This window comes from uncultured Caballeronia sp., assembly GCF_964243625.1.
GTDB lineage: Bacteria > Pseudomonadota > Gammaproteobacteria > Burkholderiales > Burkholderiaceae > Caballeronia.
On the sequence record NZ_CAXTGZ010000114.1, the window covers coordinates 1 to 14,221 of the forward strand.

A 14,221-nucleotide genomic window follows, 5' to 3' on the forward strand; every position below is an offset into this window, starting at 1 on the left:
CGGGCGTGGTCTGGTATGGCTTCCCGCCGCTGGAATATGTCGATGCATCGAAGATCAAGGTGCCGGTACTCGGTCATTGGGCCGAGCAGGACGAATTTTTCCCGGCGGAAACGGTGGCTCAACTCGAAAAGCAACTGTCCGATGCAAACGTCGATTTCGAGTTTCATCGATACCTCGCGCATCACGCGTTCGCCAACGAAACAGCGGTCGGGCCGGGCCGTATTTCGAGGACGCAATACGATCCGGTTTGGGCGCAAATGGCGTGGGATCGAACGCTGACGTTCTTCGGCAAGACCATGTGGGCGCAGAAGTAAGTCAGGTTCTTTCGGGTAGCGAGCCTGACATCCCCGAAAGAGTCCCTCCAATCCCGTCGGTCAGCCCGGAATCTCGGGCTCGGCCAGCTTCGCCAGTTGCAGAAGCGACTCCTGCCAGCCGAGGTAGCACATCTCCACGGGGATCACCTCGGGGATGCCTGCCTGCACAACAGTGATTTCCGTTCCGCACGACACCTGCCGCAACGAAATAGTGATGTCCATCCGGCCGGGCAGGTACGAGTCATCGAATTTGTCCCAATAGCGGATCTTCTCGAACGGCACGAGTTCGACGTACTCGCCGCCGAACGAATGGCTGGTGCCGGAGCCGAAGTTGCGGAAGGACATCTTGAACGTGCCGCCCACGCGAGCGTCCATGTGGTGAACCTGACATGTGAAGCCGTAGGGAGGCAGCCATTTCGCGAGCGCATCGGCTTCGAGGAACGCTCTGTATACACGTTCGGGTGTTGCGCGCAAGACGCGATGCAGGTTGACGGTTCCGGTTGTCATGAAGTAATCGCCTTTCATTGAGAGTTGGACATACCCCTACGACGATCCGGCGACGCGAGTTTCGACATACATTCAGATCAGGGGAGACCCGTAGGTGCGAAAGGATTTTACCCGGCTCCCGGAGCGCGTCTTCAACGCGACGGTTGCAAAGCCAGTTGTTCGATGTACGCGCACAGCATGTCGGCTATCTCGGCTGACCACCGGTCTACCTCGGCTTGTGATTGCGCTTTGATGGAGACCGCTTCCCCGACTTTCGACATGGTCGTAATCAAGACCTCGGCGGCCAGCGAGCGGCGGTCTGCTCCCAGATCGGGAAGCGCCTCGTCCATGAACGCAATCGCGATATTCATCGCCGCGTCTCTTTGCGCCTGCGCCTCGAGTGAATCGCGATAAAGCGGCGCCGCATCTTCCAGCGCCGTGCGAAACGCGGCTTCCTCGTATTCGGTATCGAAGAATGTGCGTACTGCGGCTCGCAGGCGATCGAGCGGAGGATGGGTTGTATCGTTGAGGATGCCTCCGACGAGTGCCCGGGTCCTGGCCCACTCTTCAGTCTGCAATCGAAACAGCATCGCTTCCTTGTTCGGGAAGTATTGATAGAGCGAACCGACGCTGACGCCGGCCGCTTCCGCCACCCGAGCCGCCGTGAAACGCGGTGCGCCTTCACGCACCAAAACGCGAACTGCAGCCTCGAGAATGTCCGCAACGAGGCGCGTTGAACGTTCCTGCTGCGGACGCTTGCGGGCAGATACGACGGGGCTTTGCCGGCTCTTCATGGATGTGCCTTCCGAAACGCGATTAGTAAATGCGACGAATTGTTCGTATTCTAGACGTGTGCGCAGCATCGTCAATTTCCATTAAGAGGCTCATTCATGAACACACTGATTCAGGCGCCGGTCTCGACCGTGCTGGAACAACTATTCGCCGATGCCGACGCATCACAGGCCCATCTCATGCAGCAGATGGCAGAACTTTCACCGGAGGACCGCGCGACGTTGATGGCAAGCGCGCGATCCACCGATTACCGGGCGTTTTATACGCGGGCGAAGGAGTTTCATCTCGCGGTCTCGCGCAACACCGGAGCGTTGCTTTACATGTATGCACGCATGATGAAGGCGCGTTCCGTTGTCGAGTTCGGCACGTCATTTGGAGTATCGACTTTGCATCTGGCGGCGGCGCTGAGGGACAACGGCGGCGGCGCGCTGATCAGCGCCGAGTTCGAGCCGTCGAAGGTTGCGGGGGCGCGCAGAAATATCGAGTCGGCCGGTCTCAGCGATCTCGTTGAGGTACGCGAAGGCGACGCGCTGGAGACGCTTGCGGATGGATTGCCGGGGAGTATCGATCTGGTTCTGCTCGATGGCGCCAAGGCGTTATACCCGGGAGTTCTTGCGTTGCTCGAACCACGATTGCACGCGGGCTCGGTGCTCGTAGCCGATAACGCTGACTGGAGTCCCGAGTACCTCGAGATCGTGCGATCCGGCGGCCAATACTTCTCGCAAGCCTTGCACGAAGACGTGGAAGTATCGGTCAAGCTTTGAGCGCGGTTATTCGCGTGCGCCCCGCGCGTCGACATCGGCAACCGCGCTCGTATTCACTGGGCGCTTGCCGTTCAAATTCTGCGGTTGTTACGAGCCGGCGCCCATTCCGAGCAGGTAATCGCGATCGGCTTCATCCATCGACTTGAGCCAGTCTTCCTCCGCGCCGGGTTCGGGCAACACGCGCCCGTATTCAACCATCTGCGAAGGAGGCAGTTCCGAGATATAAGCCCACACGTACCGGCGTTCCAGCGCGGTGGCGCTGATGATCACCTCGACAATCGATTCAAGCAGTTGCCGCTTCTGCTCGGGCGTTCGTCCCGCACGAATATGACCATGCACAAAGGCCTGTTCCGCCTTCAAAGGGCTTCCTCCAATGAAGTGGTTACCCGCCGGGATTTCGTTGAAGATCACTTGCGCGAAGAAACCTTGCGCGCCAGTGGCGCGGCTGTGCGCTTTGGTGATGCCATCGGCGATTCGGTGCTTGAGTTCCTCGTTGAACCGATCGGCCGCGGTTGACACAATGTAGGTCGGCATTATTTAAGCTCCGGTTGGAAGTACGTCGTGCGGGAATCAGCAATGGCTTTGCCTTGTTTTGTCCAACAGCCTACGCCTGCAGCGGGATGCTTGCTGTGTGACGGGCGGATTGAGAGGCGGGGGCATCGGCCACGCGCGACCGCGGCGGTTGAAGAATATTGCTGTTTTCGGTGACGGCGGCGGGTTATGGTTACGCCGTAGATTCCAGGGAGAAATCCATGCCTCAGGTGCGATGGCAGATGCAGTCCGGATCGGGTATCGAGCATCTCGTGCTTCAAAGCCAGCCGGACGGTTATTCGGTGGAGAGCGTGCTTACCGGGGAAAACAGCGATCGTCCCTATGCAATCCAGTACTCCCTCCGATGTGACAAAAGCTGGCGCACACGGTTCCTGTCGATTCAAGTCATCGGCGGAGCGACGCTGGTCATTCACGGAGATGGGGAGGGCCACTGGACGGACGAACAACTCGACGAGATTCCGGCCATCGAGGGATGTGTCGATGTCGATATCGTCGCGACGCCGTTCACGAATACGCTGCCAATCCGCCGGTTGACGTGGCATAAAGGCATGCAGCAGCGCATCGCAGTTGCATGGGTTTCCATACCTGATTTGCAAGTCGTTCGCGCAGACCAGATCTACACATGTATCGAGCCAGGCAGCCGATTCCGATATGAAAGCGCTGACAGCGGATTTACAGCAGAGCTGGAAGTGGACAGCGACGGATTGGTCATCGATTATCCGGAACTGTTCGAGCGCTTGAGATAAAAGCCGTGGGCAAAAGAGAAAATAAAAAATGAGAGACTTAGGGACTCAGCGGCCTTTGAACGGGACCTTATTCCGATTTGGTCTTTCCACACCAACCTGGGTATTGATTCCTCTCGCGTTGCTGGCGACGGAGGTTTTGCCTTGGCCGATCGGCTATCTTGGCGACCTGTTCTATCCGCAAAAAGAGTTGGGAGGGCCGGATCTGAAATCGCATGGCATTGTTTATCTGATTTTTTTTGTCTGCGTGTTCGCCCCGCTGATCGAAACGGCGTTTAACCAGTGGGGCTGCATTACGCTGCTTCGAAACCGGTTGGGCGCCGGCCCTTGGCTGGCTGTTTTGCTGTCTGCGGCCTTGTTTGCCGGATTGCATAACTACAACTGGAAATACGTGCTTACCACCTTTCCAATCGGTGTCGTGCTGGGTTTTGTGTTCGTGGTCGAGCAAACCCGGCGACGCCGGGGTTTTGTCGTAACGTCTCTCGTTCATTCGTTGAGAAACGGGATTTCACTCTTGCTCATTTTTTCTCCGATGTGAACCCGGTACGAACCGAAGAAGCCAGACACCGGGAAGGGCGATCTCTGGACAAGGGTAAGATCCCACTTTAAGTCCGTTCGATCCTGGCATGCTTACGCTCAAACTGACGCTTGTCCCGCTGTTCCTGCTTGTCGTTTCGATGTCAGGCAAATGGTGGGGGCCGGCAATCGCCGGCTGGCTGGCCGGATTGCCTGTAGTAGCGGGCCCGATTCTCTACCTTCTTGTGCTCGAGCATGGCCCAGCGTTCGGGGCGCATGCCGCGACGCTTTCACTGTCTGCGATCCTCGCATCGGAAGCATTCAATTTTGCTTACGCATGGACCTGCCGCTCGCGCTCGTGGCCAGTCGCCCTGGTTGCCGGACTAATCGCGTGGTTCGTATCGGCGTACGGCTTGTCGATGTTGCCAACTTCACCCTTGTGGGCCGCCACGGCTGCGTTCGCTGCGGTGTGCTTCGGCCAGTCCTTCTTGCCACGCAGCGAAGCGGTCGCGGCCGGCGCACCGCTTTCCCGGTCTGATCTCATCGGAAGGATGGTGGCCGGCGCGGTGCTGACGGTCCTGGTCACGTCGTTGTCTGGATGGGTCGGCGCTACATGGAGCGGGTTGCTGGCAGTCTTTCCGCTGCTCGGGATTGTCCTGTCGGTTTCGTCTCACCGTGCTCATGGGCCGGCCTTCGTCATATCGCTGCTTCGGGGAATGGTCCTTGGCAGGTTTTCGTTCGCCGCATTTTGTTTGCTGCTTTCGTATTCGTTGCTCAACCAGCGCCCGGTCGTTGCGTTCGCACAGGCGGCAGCAGTGGCAATGCTTGTCCAATGGGGCGTAAAGCAACTCACGATAACGCGGCATTCGAAGATTGGAGGGCGGAGCGGCGGCATTTTGGATTGATCTCATCGGGCGTCTATTGCCAGGTGAGCAGAGGTTCGGAACAGGAACGTTGGACACAAAAGCAACTAACGGTCCACCCCTTCCACGTCATTCACAAGCACCGTCATTCCAAACAAACGCTCGCTTTAGTCTGCAACGAGAGGGCTCGATGTTGAGATCAATCAGGGAAGGTGGCCGTGATCCGCATCGGCAACCACTTCCCCTCGCCAACGCATACGCCCCACACGCGACTTGCACCGCTAGCCTGTCGCCTACGGCGGTAGCGCGGCGAGCACTCGCGCGGGAATAAATCCAGAGTCCGAACAGTCCTCACTATGGGCAGGCCAGAACCGTTGGCGCAGTCCCTCCCAACGGAGGGCCGCGCAATGAGGCTGTGACCGTCCGAAGCAATCGACAACAATGAATGCACGGTCAGGCGATTCCATCGATGTCACTCGTGGAAGCTCGCACACCGCATCCAGTCACGAGGAGCCGCGATGTCATCCTGCTTGTCATGCAGCCTTGCCGGAGTCTCACCGGCTCCCTTTACTTCGCGTGAGTACTGAAGTGCCTGCCGGAGCGTGGATCGCCTTCGCCACTGCGACGCTCGCAGCCACAGGCTCGCCCGGGCCGAACGCGTTGCTGATGGTTCGAAACACATCGCGATACGGCTTGTCATCGGCGGCGTTCACGCTTTCCGGGAACCTGAGCGCACGCGTTGCGATGGCGACGGCCATCATGCTCGGGCTCAGCGCGCTGCTCAGTACATCACCGCTGTTGCTAATCGTGCTCAGGGCTGCCGGCGCGTCGTATCTGATCTATCTCGGCGCCAAGGCGTTTGTCGTGAGGCGCAAGCCGGGTGCATTGCCGCAACCCGTGGCAAGCCCGCGGAAGCGGCGTTCGGTGTTGTTCCTGGAAGCATCGGCGGTGTCGGCGGCAAATCCCAATACGCTCGGATTCTTTGCTGCGGTGATCCCGCAGCTCGTCGATGTGCGCGCCGCATTGCTGCCGCAACTCGGCACGCTTCTCGCAATCGATGCGTCGGTGGTCGTGCTGGTCATGTCGGGTTATGCAGTCGCAACGCATTTGCTGCATCGGAGGATCTGCGCCAACGACCGCATGCTGTTGATCAAACGCTGCGGCGGCGTTGTACTGATCATTGTCGGTGTGACCATGTTGCCGCTGCGGTGAGCGGAACATTTTTTTATTGACTGGCGCGTTCCATTGAAGGAACGAGACTCATGCCCTGGCCGCCGAACGGCGAATGGACATGCGCGGCATCGCCGGCCAGCAGCACGCGGCCGCGCCGGTAGGTATCGGCAAGACGCGTGTTGTCCGTCCATCGGCTGCCGTCTTTGACGGATGTCACGCGGACGTCCACGCCGCTGACCCGGCGCAGGACGGCTTCCGTCTCAGGCACGACTTACGCCTGAGCACTCATCTCTTGTGACCAATGCTCGCAGGCGTGTGTTTGAAGCGGCTAAATGATTTTGGTGTGAGGCAATACGATCGTGACATTTGACGGAGTGCTTTTCTCGCCGACAACGCGCAAAGGTTTGCGCCGGCCGCTTAGATACCCGCAGTACCAGTTCCAGAATTCGGCTTCCGGATAATCAGGACAAGCGTCTAGAGAAAGCCCTAGACGGCCGGCTCTGAATCCTTCTTTCCAGGGGTTCTCGTCCATCACGTTGGTCCGAGAAAATGATCTCCACTCCTTAATGCTTTAGTCTTCGCTATATATCTGTTCGCTGTAACACATATGGGACCTTCAACGTCAAATGAGCGAGAAGTTCGTCTCGCTGTTCCCCTGAATCTGGAGCGCAGCACGCACTGCTGCGCGTTGTTCCTTCCTACGGTTGGCAGTGAAATACATCAGAAGTTCCAGCGAGCAGGCCTCACCGGTCAGAACCGCATGCCCACACCGATACCCACAATCAGCGGGTCGATCTTGAGCGAACCAAGCGACGCTCCGCCGGCAGAAGCATCGGTGCGCATCCAGATCTTCTTGATGTCGGCGTTGACGAACAGGTTGCGCGCCACCTGCACATCCACCCCGGCCTGAAGCGCCGGACCGAAGCTCGAGTTCTTGATCGATACCGGCGTATCGCCGGCATGCAGTCCGTTGTTATAGAACAGCGTGTAGTTTAGGCCGGCGCCCACATAAGGCCGAATCTTGCCCGCTGCATTGAAGTAATACTGCAGCAGCAGCGTGGGTGGAAGCACGTTCACGCCGCCAAGTGCGCCCGCATTCGATGTCACCTGGTGGCGCGAGGTCGCAAGAATGAGTTCCAGTCCAATGTTCGGACGCACCATGTACACGAAATCCAGCTCGGGAACCACGGCGTTCTTGACGCCTGTACCAAGCGTGCCCAGTGTGCCGCCTGCCGATATGTCAGGCTGGATGCTGATCGCCCGGACACGCGCGAGGATATCGCCCTGGTCTGCCTGTGCGGACAGCGTGGTGGCGGAAAGAATCGTGAAGACCAGTGGAATTGCGAGTAGCAGATGCTTGTTAATCTTGTTCAAAATGTGCCCGTTTCTTGTTGCGGCTTCGAATCGATTGCCGTAACAAGATTTTCGTCCGAGACGAAAAGGCAGCTATTGATTTCGATCAGCTAAACGATCCATTCACTCAGTGCATTAGTCGTTGTCACTGGCAACGGCTGCGCCCGCGATCTGATGGCGCGCCAGGGCCGCGGCAACGAAACCGGACGACTTCATGTCGTCCACGAACTTCGCAAGGTACGCGGCTGCATCGGGACCTTTTGCTTTCGGCACGCCCATTGCCTGACGGATCACCATGAAGCGTTGATTGAGCACCCGCAGTCCGCCTGTTTTGGCTGCGTCCTTTTCGATCTGCTGCTTCACGCCCGCGGCCACGTCCAGATGCTGATCAAGAAATGCCTGCACGACCGCTGGCGAGGTTGGTATGCGCACGATCGTCGCGTTGTGCAGCGTTCGCGTCAGGAACAGATCGTAAGCGCTGCCCTTGCCGACCGCGACCGTCACGCCGGGTTGATCGACCTGCTGGTTGGTGGTGATGGCCGAGGTGTTGCGCACGAGATAGAAACCCTCGATCAGTACATACGGCTTGGTGAAACTGATCTCCTGGCCGCGTTTTGGATCGACGGCAAAGAAGCCGATGTCCGCCTTGTCCTGGTTCACTTTTTCAACCGAGGCGCCGGCCGACGTCACCGTGACCAGTTGCAGCGGCACGCCGAGTCGCTTTGCAAATGCGGTAGCCAGATCGACGGAAACGCCTTGCGGTTTTCCGTCGGCATCGAGGCTCGCGAGGACCGGATTACCAAGATTGATCGATACACGCAAGGTGCCACCCGGGGCAAAGACGCGTGCCATTGACGATTGCGAGGTATCAGTAACCTGAGTTTGCGCGAAGGCCGGCAAAGGAAAAGTCATATGCATGATCGCAGCCAGCGTGAGCACGGCTGTCAATGAGCGCAAGCATGCGGTACCCGTCGATGACTTCGCCATCCTGGATTGCCTCATGGATTTATGTATGTCGGGTTCTCCCTTTCCATCTTCTCCGATCGACACATGGCAGTGCGCTCGCGCGTCACGACCCGCAAACGAGCGTGGGGTCCGCCCAATCGGCGACGTCGTTGGCAACGCCGTCCTGCGCACCGGTCACGACGAGCCGAAGGGTCTGGTAACCGTTCAGGCTCACACGCACCGTTTTTGTCGGCGATAATCCGGTTATCACGCCGCTATCGTAGAGCATGACGTTGTCGGCCCAAACCTGGAAGTCCACGGTTCCCGCGCCCTTCGCTGCAGCGTCCAGGCCAATATCGCTCTGGAACGTGCTGCAGTTACCCCCTAGACGATAGACCATCTGCGCCGGCGCATTCACGGCAAGCCCGTCGCGATACGACGTTCCATTGACGATGACCGAAGCCGCCGCCGTCGCGCCGACCGGCAATGCATCCTTGCTCGGCCAGACCTTGGCGGCGATTTTACCGGATTGCGTGCTCGCCCAGATCCAGTTCTGCAGCGCGAGTGGGGCTTTGAACGCGAGCGGATCGGTACCTGCGAGCTTCAGCAGCACCACGCCGGTTGCCGGCACGCTCGCACTGAAACTTCCCGTCGATAAAGCCGGGGACAACACCTCTCCAGTCACGAGATTTGTCACTTGTACAGGTCCGCTCAGCGCTAGGTTGGCGAAGTTGACGGTAGCAGTAGCGGCGGCCGATCCGCGATTGAGCATGGCGACAGCGCGCGTGCCGCTCGCCTGCAGTGGCTTGGTCCAGACTTGAAGGTTAGCGGAACTGTCGGCGGCATCGGGCACGGCTTGCAGCGCCAGCGCGTCCTGACTCACCGAGATCGCTCCCGCGTTGGTCAGCAATGCAAGTGTGCCGGCGCTCTGGCTGCGAACGTCGTTACCGGCATTCAGCGGGCTCGACATCATTGCCCACATTGCGAAGTGAGCGGTGTCCTGGTCCGGCGTCATGCCGCGGCCGACTTCCAGCATGTCCATGTCGTTGAAGTAGCCGGGAATGGCCCACGATGCATCTTGCGCGCTGATATCGATGATCGATGTGACCGACGCAAAGGTATTCGTGATGTCCTGCGAGATGCGCGAGGTATCGGCGTAGGCGGGCACGTACAACGTGCCATCGGAGGCGAAGTTTGTCGGCAGGGTTTGATTTGCGCTGTACGGGTTGATACTGAGGTACATGCGCCGGCCAGTCGCCGCGATGCCCGCACGCATGGCCGGGAACGCGCTGAGGTTTCCGCCGCAATAGTCGAGCTTGATGTAGTCGACGCCCCAGCTTGCGAATGTGGCTGCATCAACGCTTTCGTGTCCCAGGCTGCCGGCGCCCACCCCTTTCGGATAGGTCGGCGGTCGTGTGCCGTGCGCAAGCGCGGCGCAGGTGTTGGTGCCGCCCGATGTGTAGAGCCCGAATTTCAACCCCTTGCTATGGACGTAATCTGCAAGTGCCTTGATGCCGCTCGGGAATGTGCTCGGGTTAGCAAAGAGCTGGCCGGTGGCGGGGTCTCGTCCGCCGACCCAGCAATCATCTTGCGTCACGTATTGATAGCCTGCCGCGGCCATGCCGCTTGCGGCGATAGTGTCTGCCACGGACTTGATGACGTTTTCGTTCACGTTGCAGGCGAACGTGTTCCACGAGTTCCAGCCCATGGGAGGCAACGCATAGCGTACGGCAGTTTTTGCGATGCCCGGATCGGGCGAGCCGGAAGAAACTGCGCCTCCGTCCGATCCATTGCCTCCGCAGCTTGCCAGCAAGCCGAGAACGAGTACAACCCGTACCAGGCCAAATACACGCGATGTCATGATCGTCTCCCACTATTTTGGCTACCTAAGCAGTGGTAACCAATCGGACCTTTCCAGCTCCGATGTTGTGAGACGAGGTTAGGATCAGTAGTGCAAGCGCGGCAAGATGCGGCGCAGCGAAACCACATACTAGGATTCGCCGGCGGTCCTGATTGACAAACGCTGTCGAGAGTGGGAAACGCTTGCTTTCAAGCTTTCGACTCGCATCGCCGGGGGAGTAAGCGCTTTCCCTCTCTTCCGACCTCCGCACATGGCGTAAAAAGGCTCTCGAATGCGGCGGCGTCGATTCACTGTTTCGACCGGCGTGCATTTGTCAGTGCTCGCCGATTCTTGGCTACTGACTACGATAGAACCGCTTGCTTCGTGACTATCTTGCGCGGAATCAGCTTCAGTTCGAAGAAGGTATCGGCAATCTTCTGTTGTTCGGCGAGCACGGTGTCATCGATTGGCTTATACACGTGAGCATAGTGGCGCAACCCCGCCTCGATGATTCCGGCCTCCAGCCCCTGAATGGGCGCAAGCTGGGCTGCGGCGGCGGAGACGTTGCCCTTCACCCATTGCCCTTCCTTGCCTGCTTCTTCCAGCGCAATGGCAATCACATCCTTACGCTTTTCGGCAAATTCGCGCTGACTCAGGAAGAACTGATGATGGCTTGCGACACCTTCCGCATCCGCAATGAGACGCGCCTGGCTTTGTCCTTGAACAGCGGCGAGAAAGGGGTCCCAGATCGCCCAGGCATCGACGGCATGCTGTTCCAGCGCAGCGCGGGCATCTGCCGGAGCAAGGTACACAGGCTGGATATCCGCGAAGTCGAGGCCGTGTTTGCGCAGCAACGCTACGATGAACCAGTGCACATCCGAGCCCTTGTTGAACGCGACTTTCTTCCCCTTCAAATCGGCAACTGTCTTGATCGGCGAGTCCTGTGCTACGACGACGCCTTCGGCATGCGGCGTGGGCAACTCGTAGGCGGTGTAGACAAAATCGGCACCGGCTGCCTGCGCGAACACGGGCGGGGCTTCTCCTACGTAGCCAAAGTCGATGGCGCCGACATTGAGTCCTTCAAGCAATTGCGGCCCTGCCGGGAATTCGTTCCACGACACTTTGATGCCGAGCGGTGCAAGACGCTTTTCCAGCGCGCCATGCGCCTTCAGGAGCACCAGCGTGCTGGCTGCCTTCTGATAGCCGATCCTGAATTGATCCGGCTGGTATTTGGCCCAGGACGGCAAGGCGATGCCTGCCATGGTTGCGCCCAATGCGGCGATAAAAGTTCTGCGTCCGTTTTTTCTCGATACGTTCATTGCCATGCGTCCGGTGGTGATTGCGCATCGCGTGCTTTGGCCGGGCGTGGCGTCAAAGCCGGCCGCGATGAGCCAGGTCAGGGATCGCGCAACAATAGAACGTCGAACCGTCAACTACAACGAAGCAATGGAGATATGCTTATAGCTACGCCCCCGCGCTGTCATCGACCGGACGAAAGACTTGACCTACGTGTGTCGCAAGCGGGCCTTTTAGAAAGTGCCCGCTCGCCAGGCGTTTCTGCGGACGAGCGCGTAATGGTTCTCCTGGTATCGATTGCGTCGAATGAAGCTCAAAAGACTCTAGCGCTCCTGGTGCAATCAGACGTAGATGCCAGTATGAAAAACAGCAGCCACCCGGGTTGTTTGCGGCTCCTGAAGGCCTCAACGACTTGCCGCTTGCAGGCCGTATAAAAGTCCTTCATGTATCGATGGTCGATTTTGCCAGTCGGGATATGAGGCTCACCCAGTTTGCTATCGAGTGTTCGTTCGATTTCGTTTAAATGCCCGCTAGCCGGGATGCTCGACAGACGATCGTTGAGATTCAACCGTAGGGTGGGCGGCGGATTTGCAGGTCTCCAGGGCATTTGGCAACGTCTCGTGATTCTTGCAGTTTTGCGATCTTGAGTATCGCGGCGCTCAAGCGAGAACGATCATTCGACATATGCCAAGAAGCAGGCAATCGCTTTGGTCGAGGTTCACTTACTTGCCGTCAGACAGCGGCGATCCCTCGTCTTTCTTTTGCGCTGCACCCCGATTCGTTACACTTCTTCGTTTGAACGCGTGCGCATCGGCAGGGCTGACGCGGGTATTACGCCCGGTGCCACGCAATCGGAGGCGAGCATGGCAAGTGAATGGGAATTGGTCGGAAGGTTGATGATCTCGGCGGCTTTGGGGAGCGTTATCGGTATTGAACGCGAACGCATGTCCTGGGCTGCGGGGCTTAGAACGCACATGCTGGTCTGCGTCGGGGCAACCCTGATCATGATCGTATCTGCCTATGGCTTCAGCGATGTACTGCGATCCGGCGTAGTCCTCGACCCATCGCGAATGGCGGCACAGGTTGTGTCGGGCATCGGCTTTCTGGGTGCCGGCGCAATCCTGGCGCGAGGGGAGGTGATCCGTGGCTTGACCACCGCCGCGAGCGTCTGGGCGGTTGCGGGCGTGGGCCTTGCGGTGGGTGGCGGCCTTTATACCGCGTCGATTGCAGCGACGATCATCATTCTGATCATCCTGGCTGGTATCAAGCCGCTCGAGAAGCGGTTTATCGGCAGCCGGCAGCGCCGGGAACTCGTTGTCCATACCAACAGGAATGCACTTTCCTTGGCTACGCTGCATGACACGTTGGGGGCGGGAACAGCACGCGTCAAGCAGTTCGTCATGCAACAAAAAGACGATTCGGATGAGATAGGCATTACCTTGTCGAGGGTGACACCCGTCCAGTTTGAAGCGATATGCAAGCGTCTTCGAGCGGTCCCGGGTGTTCGTGAAGTCAAGGAAAGCGGAGACGAATCCGCTTGAAGCGCGGCGATCGCTCAAGTCACATCTCGAAGGAATTGCGTAGCATGAAGGATAGAGCAACGACGGTTTGCTGGAAGGGCAAGCAGATTCTGTTAGTCGCTAAAGCGCGCTCCAAATGGTCGTTGCCGGGCGGCAAGCCGGAGCGGGGCGAACAGATGGTCGATGCGGCAATCAGAGAGGTGCAGGAAGAAACGCGCCTCTTGATCGAGCGTCCACGGCTCGCGTGTCTGTTTGTCGATCCACGTGCTGCTCATCATGTCTTCGAAGTCGATGTCCACGTCAACGCAGTGGCAAAACCCAGCAATGAGATCAAGCATTGTCTCTGGGTCACGCCGGACCAGATCTCGACTCTGCGAACATCAAGCGGGACCCGAGAAATCATCGAACTCGTTGCTCGAAGCAGACGCCCAAGCCCGCCAGCGAATTGACTGCACCAATCTAGTAGCTTCTGCAAGCTGAAATCACTTGCGTGAACTGACCTGCGCCGCCTTGCCCGCCGCTGCGTAAAGATTCAACCTCGAATAAACGCCGAAGGCGGACCCATCGTCGAGAAAGCCACCGCCGGGACCTTCTGTCTCGGTCAGGATCTGATCGGCCTGGTCCAGCGTCAGCGACGGAAATGCGGTCGTCAGCAGGTAGCCCGCTTCGGGAGCGAGCTTCGCCACGTCCTCCAGACGGTTTGCGTTTTCGGGGTATACGACGGGCAGGTTGTAGGTCTGCGTAACCGCATAGAACGCTTCGTTCATTGCGGGATTGCTGAAACGGCCGATGTCTTCACCAGCACATACTGCCATCGAGTTGCCACATCCTCCCTGCAATGCGGAGGTCAGCTCAGAGCGAGCTCTTGAGAGCGCTACCCGATAGTCGCTTATCACGGGAGCGTGTTTCAACGTGCGGCCAACGTAGGCCGGATCATTTGCCAGGAGATGTGCCAGGTCGTAAGTGGCCAGGGTTCGTCCGCCGAGAACGTCCATGGCGTAGTGAGCACCCATCAGGATACGGTCATTTCCATACTCAGCCGCACGCGCAATCATCTGCTGGAA

17 protein-coding genes and 1 pseudogene are annotated in these 14,221 nt (G+C 58.6%); 9 read left to right on the forward strand and 9 right to left on the reverse strand.

The window, feature by feature from the left end; translation table 11 throughout:
- Window positions 1–314: dienelactone hydrolase family protein (locus tag ACFFAR_RS10365; RefSeq protein ID WP_375507844.1), on the forward strand; the 314-nt coding region annotated here is incomplete at its 5' end.
- 60 nt (window positions 315–374) lie between these two features.
- Here ACFFAR_RS10365 and ACFFAR_RS10370 read toward each other — a convergent pair.
- Together ACFFAR_RS10370 and ACFFAR_RS10375 are read right to left on the reverse strand one after the other, a co-directional pair.
- On the reverse strand, window positions 375–821 hold the full coding sequence (locus ACFFAR_RS10370; RefSeq protein ID WP_375507845.1) for an SRPBCC family protein: 447 nt from the start codon (window positions 819–821) through the stop codon (window positions 375–377).
- Between the two features lie 131 nt (window positions 822–952).
- The gene (locus ACFFAR_RS10375; RefSeq protein ID WP_375507846.1) at window positions 953–1,594 is read right to left on the reverse strand and encodes a TetR family transcriptional regulator; all 642 of its coding nucleotides are present in this window, start codon (window positions 1,592–1,594) and stop codon (window positions 953–955) included.
- Window positions 1,595–1,690: 96 nt separating this feature from the next.
- On the opposite strand from ACFFAR_RS10375, the gene ACFFAR_RS10380 reads away from it, so the two are divergent.
- The gene (locus ACFFAR_RS10380) at window positions 1,691–2,356 is read left to right on the forward strand and encodes an O-methyltransferase (RefSeq protein ID WP_375507847.1); all 666 of its coding nucleotides are present in this window, start codon (window positions 1,691–1,693) and stop codon (window positions 2,354–2,356) included.
- Window positions 2,357–2,443: 87 nt separating this feature from the next.
- Here ACFFAR_RS10380 and ACFFAR_RS10385 read toward each other — a convergent pair whose 3' ends face one another.
- On the reverse strand, window positions 2,444–2,890 hold the full coding sequence (locus tag ACFFAR_RS10385) for a tautomerase family protein (RefSeq protein WP_375507848.1): 447 nt from the start codon (window positions 2,888–2,890) through the stop codon (window positions 2,444–2,446).
- A gap of 218 nt (window positions 2,891–3,108) precedes the next feature.
- Between ACFFAR_RS10385 and ACFFAR_RS10390 the strand changes: the two genes are divergently transcribed.
- The 4 genes from ACFFAR_RS10390 (at window position 3,109) to ACFFAR_RS10405 (ending at window position 6,242) form a co-directional block, all read left to right on the forward strand.
- Window positions 3,109–3,654, forward strand: a complete 546-nt coding sequence (locus ACFFAR_RS10390; RefSeq protein ID WP_375507849.1) for a putative glycolipid-binding domain-containing protein — start codon at window positions 3,109–3,111, stop codon at window positions 3,652–3,654.
- Window positions 3,655–3,682: 28 nt separating this feature from the next.
- Complete coding sequence (locus tag ACFFAR_RS10395) at window positions 3,683–4,189, forward strand: type II CAAX prenyl endopeptidase Rce1 family protein (RefSeq protein WP_082778922.1); 507 nt, start codon at window positions 3,683–3,685, stop codon at window positions 4,187–4,189.
- Between the two features lie 88 nt (window positions 4,190–4,277).
- On the forward strand, window positions 4,278–5,072 hold the full coding sequence (locus ACFFAR_RS10400) for a hypothetical protein (protein ID WP_174363582.1): 795 nt from the start codon (window positions 4,278–4,280) through the stop codon (window positions 5,070–5,072).
- Window positions 5,073–5,606: 534 nt separating this feature from the next.
- On the forward strand, window positions 5,607–6,242 hold the full coding sequence (locus ACFFAR_RS10405) for a LysE family translocator (protein WP_174363583.1): 636 nt from the start codon (window positions 5,607–5,609) through the stop codon (window positions 6,240–6,242).
- Window positions 6,243–6,255: 13 nt separating this feature from the next.
- Here the strand turns inward: ACFFAR_RS10405 and ACFFAR_RS10410 are convergent, their stop codons facing one another.
- The 5 genes from ACFFAR_RS10410 to ACFFAR_RS10430 form a co-directional block, all read right to left on the reverse strand.
- Window positions 6,256–6,471: an FAD-dependent monooxygenase gene (locus tag ACFFAR_RS10410; protein WP_375507850.1), complete on the reverse strand. Its 216-nt coding sequence runs from the start codon at window positions 6,469–6,471 to the stop codon at window positions 6,256–6,258.
- A gap of 482 nt (window positions 6,472–6,953) precedes the next feature.
- Entirely contained in the window at window positions 6,954–7,544 is a 591-nt protein-coding gene (locus ACFFAR_RS10415; RefSeq protein WP_375507852.1) for an OmpW family protein, read from the reverse strand.
- Between the two features lie 147 nt (window positions 7,545–7,691).
- The gene (locus ACFFAR_RS10420) at window positions 7,692–8,408 is read right to left on the reverse strand and encodes an ABC transporter substrate-binding protein (protein ID WP_375507851.1); all 717 of its coding nucleotides are present in this window, start codon (window positions 8,406–8,408) and stop codon (window positions 7,692–7,694) included.
- Between the two features lie 217 nt (window positions 8,409–8,625).
- Entirely contained in the window at window positions 8,626–10,362 is a 1,737-nt protein-coding gene (locus tag ACFFAR_RS10425; protein WP_174363584.1) for an NPCBM/NEW2 domain-containing protein, read from the reverse strand.
- A 341-nt stretch (window positions 10,363–10,703) separates the two neighbouring features.
- Window positions 10,704–11,660, reverse strand: coding sequence for an aliphatic sulfonate ABC transporter substrate-binding protein (locus ACFFAR_RS10430; RefSeq protein ID WP_174365030.1), 957 nt, complete (start codon window positions 11,658–11,660; stop codon window positions 10,704–10,706).
- Between ACFFAR_RS10430 and ACFFAR_RS10435 the strand changes: the two genes are divergently transcribed.
- From ACFFAR_RS10435 to ACFFAR_RS10445, 3 genes are all read left to right on the forward strand, one after another.
- Window positions 11,602–11,805 (forward strand): hypothetical protein, encoded by a 204-nt coding sequence (locus tag ACFFAR_RS10435; protein ID WP_174365029.1) that lies wholly within the window; start codon window positions 11,602–11,604, stop codon window positions 11,803–11,805. The two genes, ACFFAR_RS10430 and ACFFAR_RS10435, sit on opposite strands and share 59 nt — an antisense overlap.
- Before the next feature lie 695 nt (window positions 11,806–12,500).
- A complete protein-coding gene (locus ACFFAR_RS10440; protein ID WP_062002316.1) occupies window positions 12,501–13,178 on the forward strand; it encodes an MgtC/SapB family protein in 678 nt (225 codons plus the stop codon).
- Window positions 13,179–13,222: 44 nt separating this feature from the next.
- Complete coding sequence (locus ACFFAR_RS10445; RefSeq protein WP_174365031.1) at window positions 13,223–13,606, forward strand: NUDIX domain-containing protein; 384 nt, start codon at window positions 13,223–13,225, stop codon at window positions 13,604–13,606.
- 33 nt (window positions 13,607–13,639) lie between these two features.
- On the opposite strand, the pseudogene ACFFAR_RS10450 reads toward ACFFAR_RS10445, so the two are convergent.
- Window positions 13,640–14,221: pseudogene (locus tag ACFFAR_RS10450) on the reverse strand (hypothetical protein); the annotation flags it as partial.

What these genes read in the sequence shown, in the direction of transcription:
- ACFFAR_RS10370 (WP_375507845.1), bottom strand. Translation starts at nt 821, where the DNA reads ATGACAACCGGAACCGTCAACCTGCATCGCGTCTTGCGCGCAACACCC.
- ACFFAR_RS10375 (WP_375507846.1), bottom strand. Translation starts at nt 1,594, where the DNA reads ATGAAGAGCCGGCAAAGCCCCGTCGTATCTGCCCGCAAGCGTCCGCAG.
- ACFFAR_RS10380 (WP_375507847.1), top strand. Translation starts at nt 1,691, where the DNA reads ATGAACACACTGATTCAGGCGCCGGTCTCGACCGTGCTGGAACAACTA.
- ACFFAR_RS10385 (WP_375507848.1), bottom strand. Translation starts at nt 2,890, where the DNA reads ATGCCGACCTACATTGTGTCAACCGCGGCCGATCGGTTCAACGAGGAA.
- ACFFAR_RS10390 (WP_375507849.1), top strand. Translation starts at nt 3,109, where the DNA reads ATGCCTCAGGTGCGATGGCAGATGCAGTCCGGATCGGGTATCGAGCAT.
- ACFFAR_RS10395 (WP_082778922.1), top strand. Translation starts at nt 3,683, where the DNA reads ATGAGAGACTTAGGGACTCAGCGGCCTTTGAACGGGACCTTATTCCGA.
- ACFFAR_RS10400 (WP_174363582.1), top strand. Translation starts at nt 4,278, where the DNA reads ATGCTTACGCTCAAACTGACGCTTGTCCCGCTGTTCCTGCTTGTCGTT.
- ACFFAR_RS10420 (WP_375507851.1), bottom strand. Translation starts at nt 8,408, where the DNA reads ATGGCACGCGTCTTTGCCCCGGGTGGCACCTTGCGTGTATCGATCAAT.
- ACFFAR_RS10425 (WP_174363584.1), bottom strand. Translation starts at nt 10,362, where the DNA reads ATGACATCGCGTGTATTTGGCCTGGTACGGGTTGTACTCGTTCTCGGC.
- ACFFAR_RS10435 (WP_174365029.1), top strand. Translation starts at nt 11,602, where the DNA reads ATGGTTGCGCCCAATGCGGCGATAAAAGTTCTGCGTCCGTTTTTTCTC.
- ACFFAR_RS10430 (WP_174365030.1), bottom strand. Translation starts at nt 11,660, where the DNA reads ATGAACGTATCGAGAAAAAACGGACGCAGAACTTTTATCGCCGCATTG.
- ACFFAR_RS10440 (WP_062002316.1), top strand. Translation starts at nt 12,501, where the DNA reads ATGGCAAGTGAATGGGAATTGGTCGGAAGGTTGATGATCTCGGCGGCT.
- ACFFAR_RS10445 (WP_174365031.1), top strand. Translation starts at nt 13,223, where the DNA reads ATGAAGGATAGAGCAACGACGGTTTGCTGGAAGGGCAAGCAGATTCTG.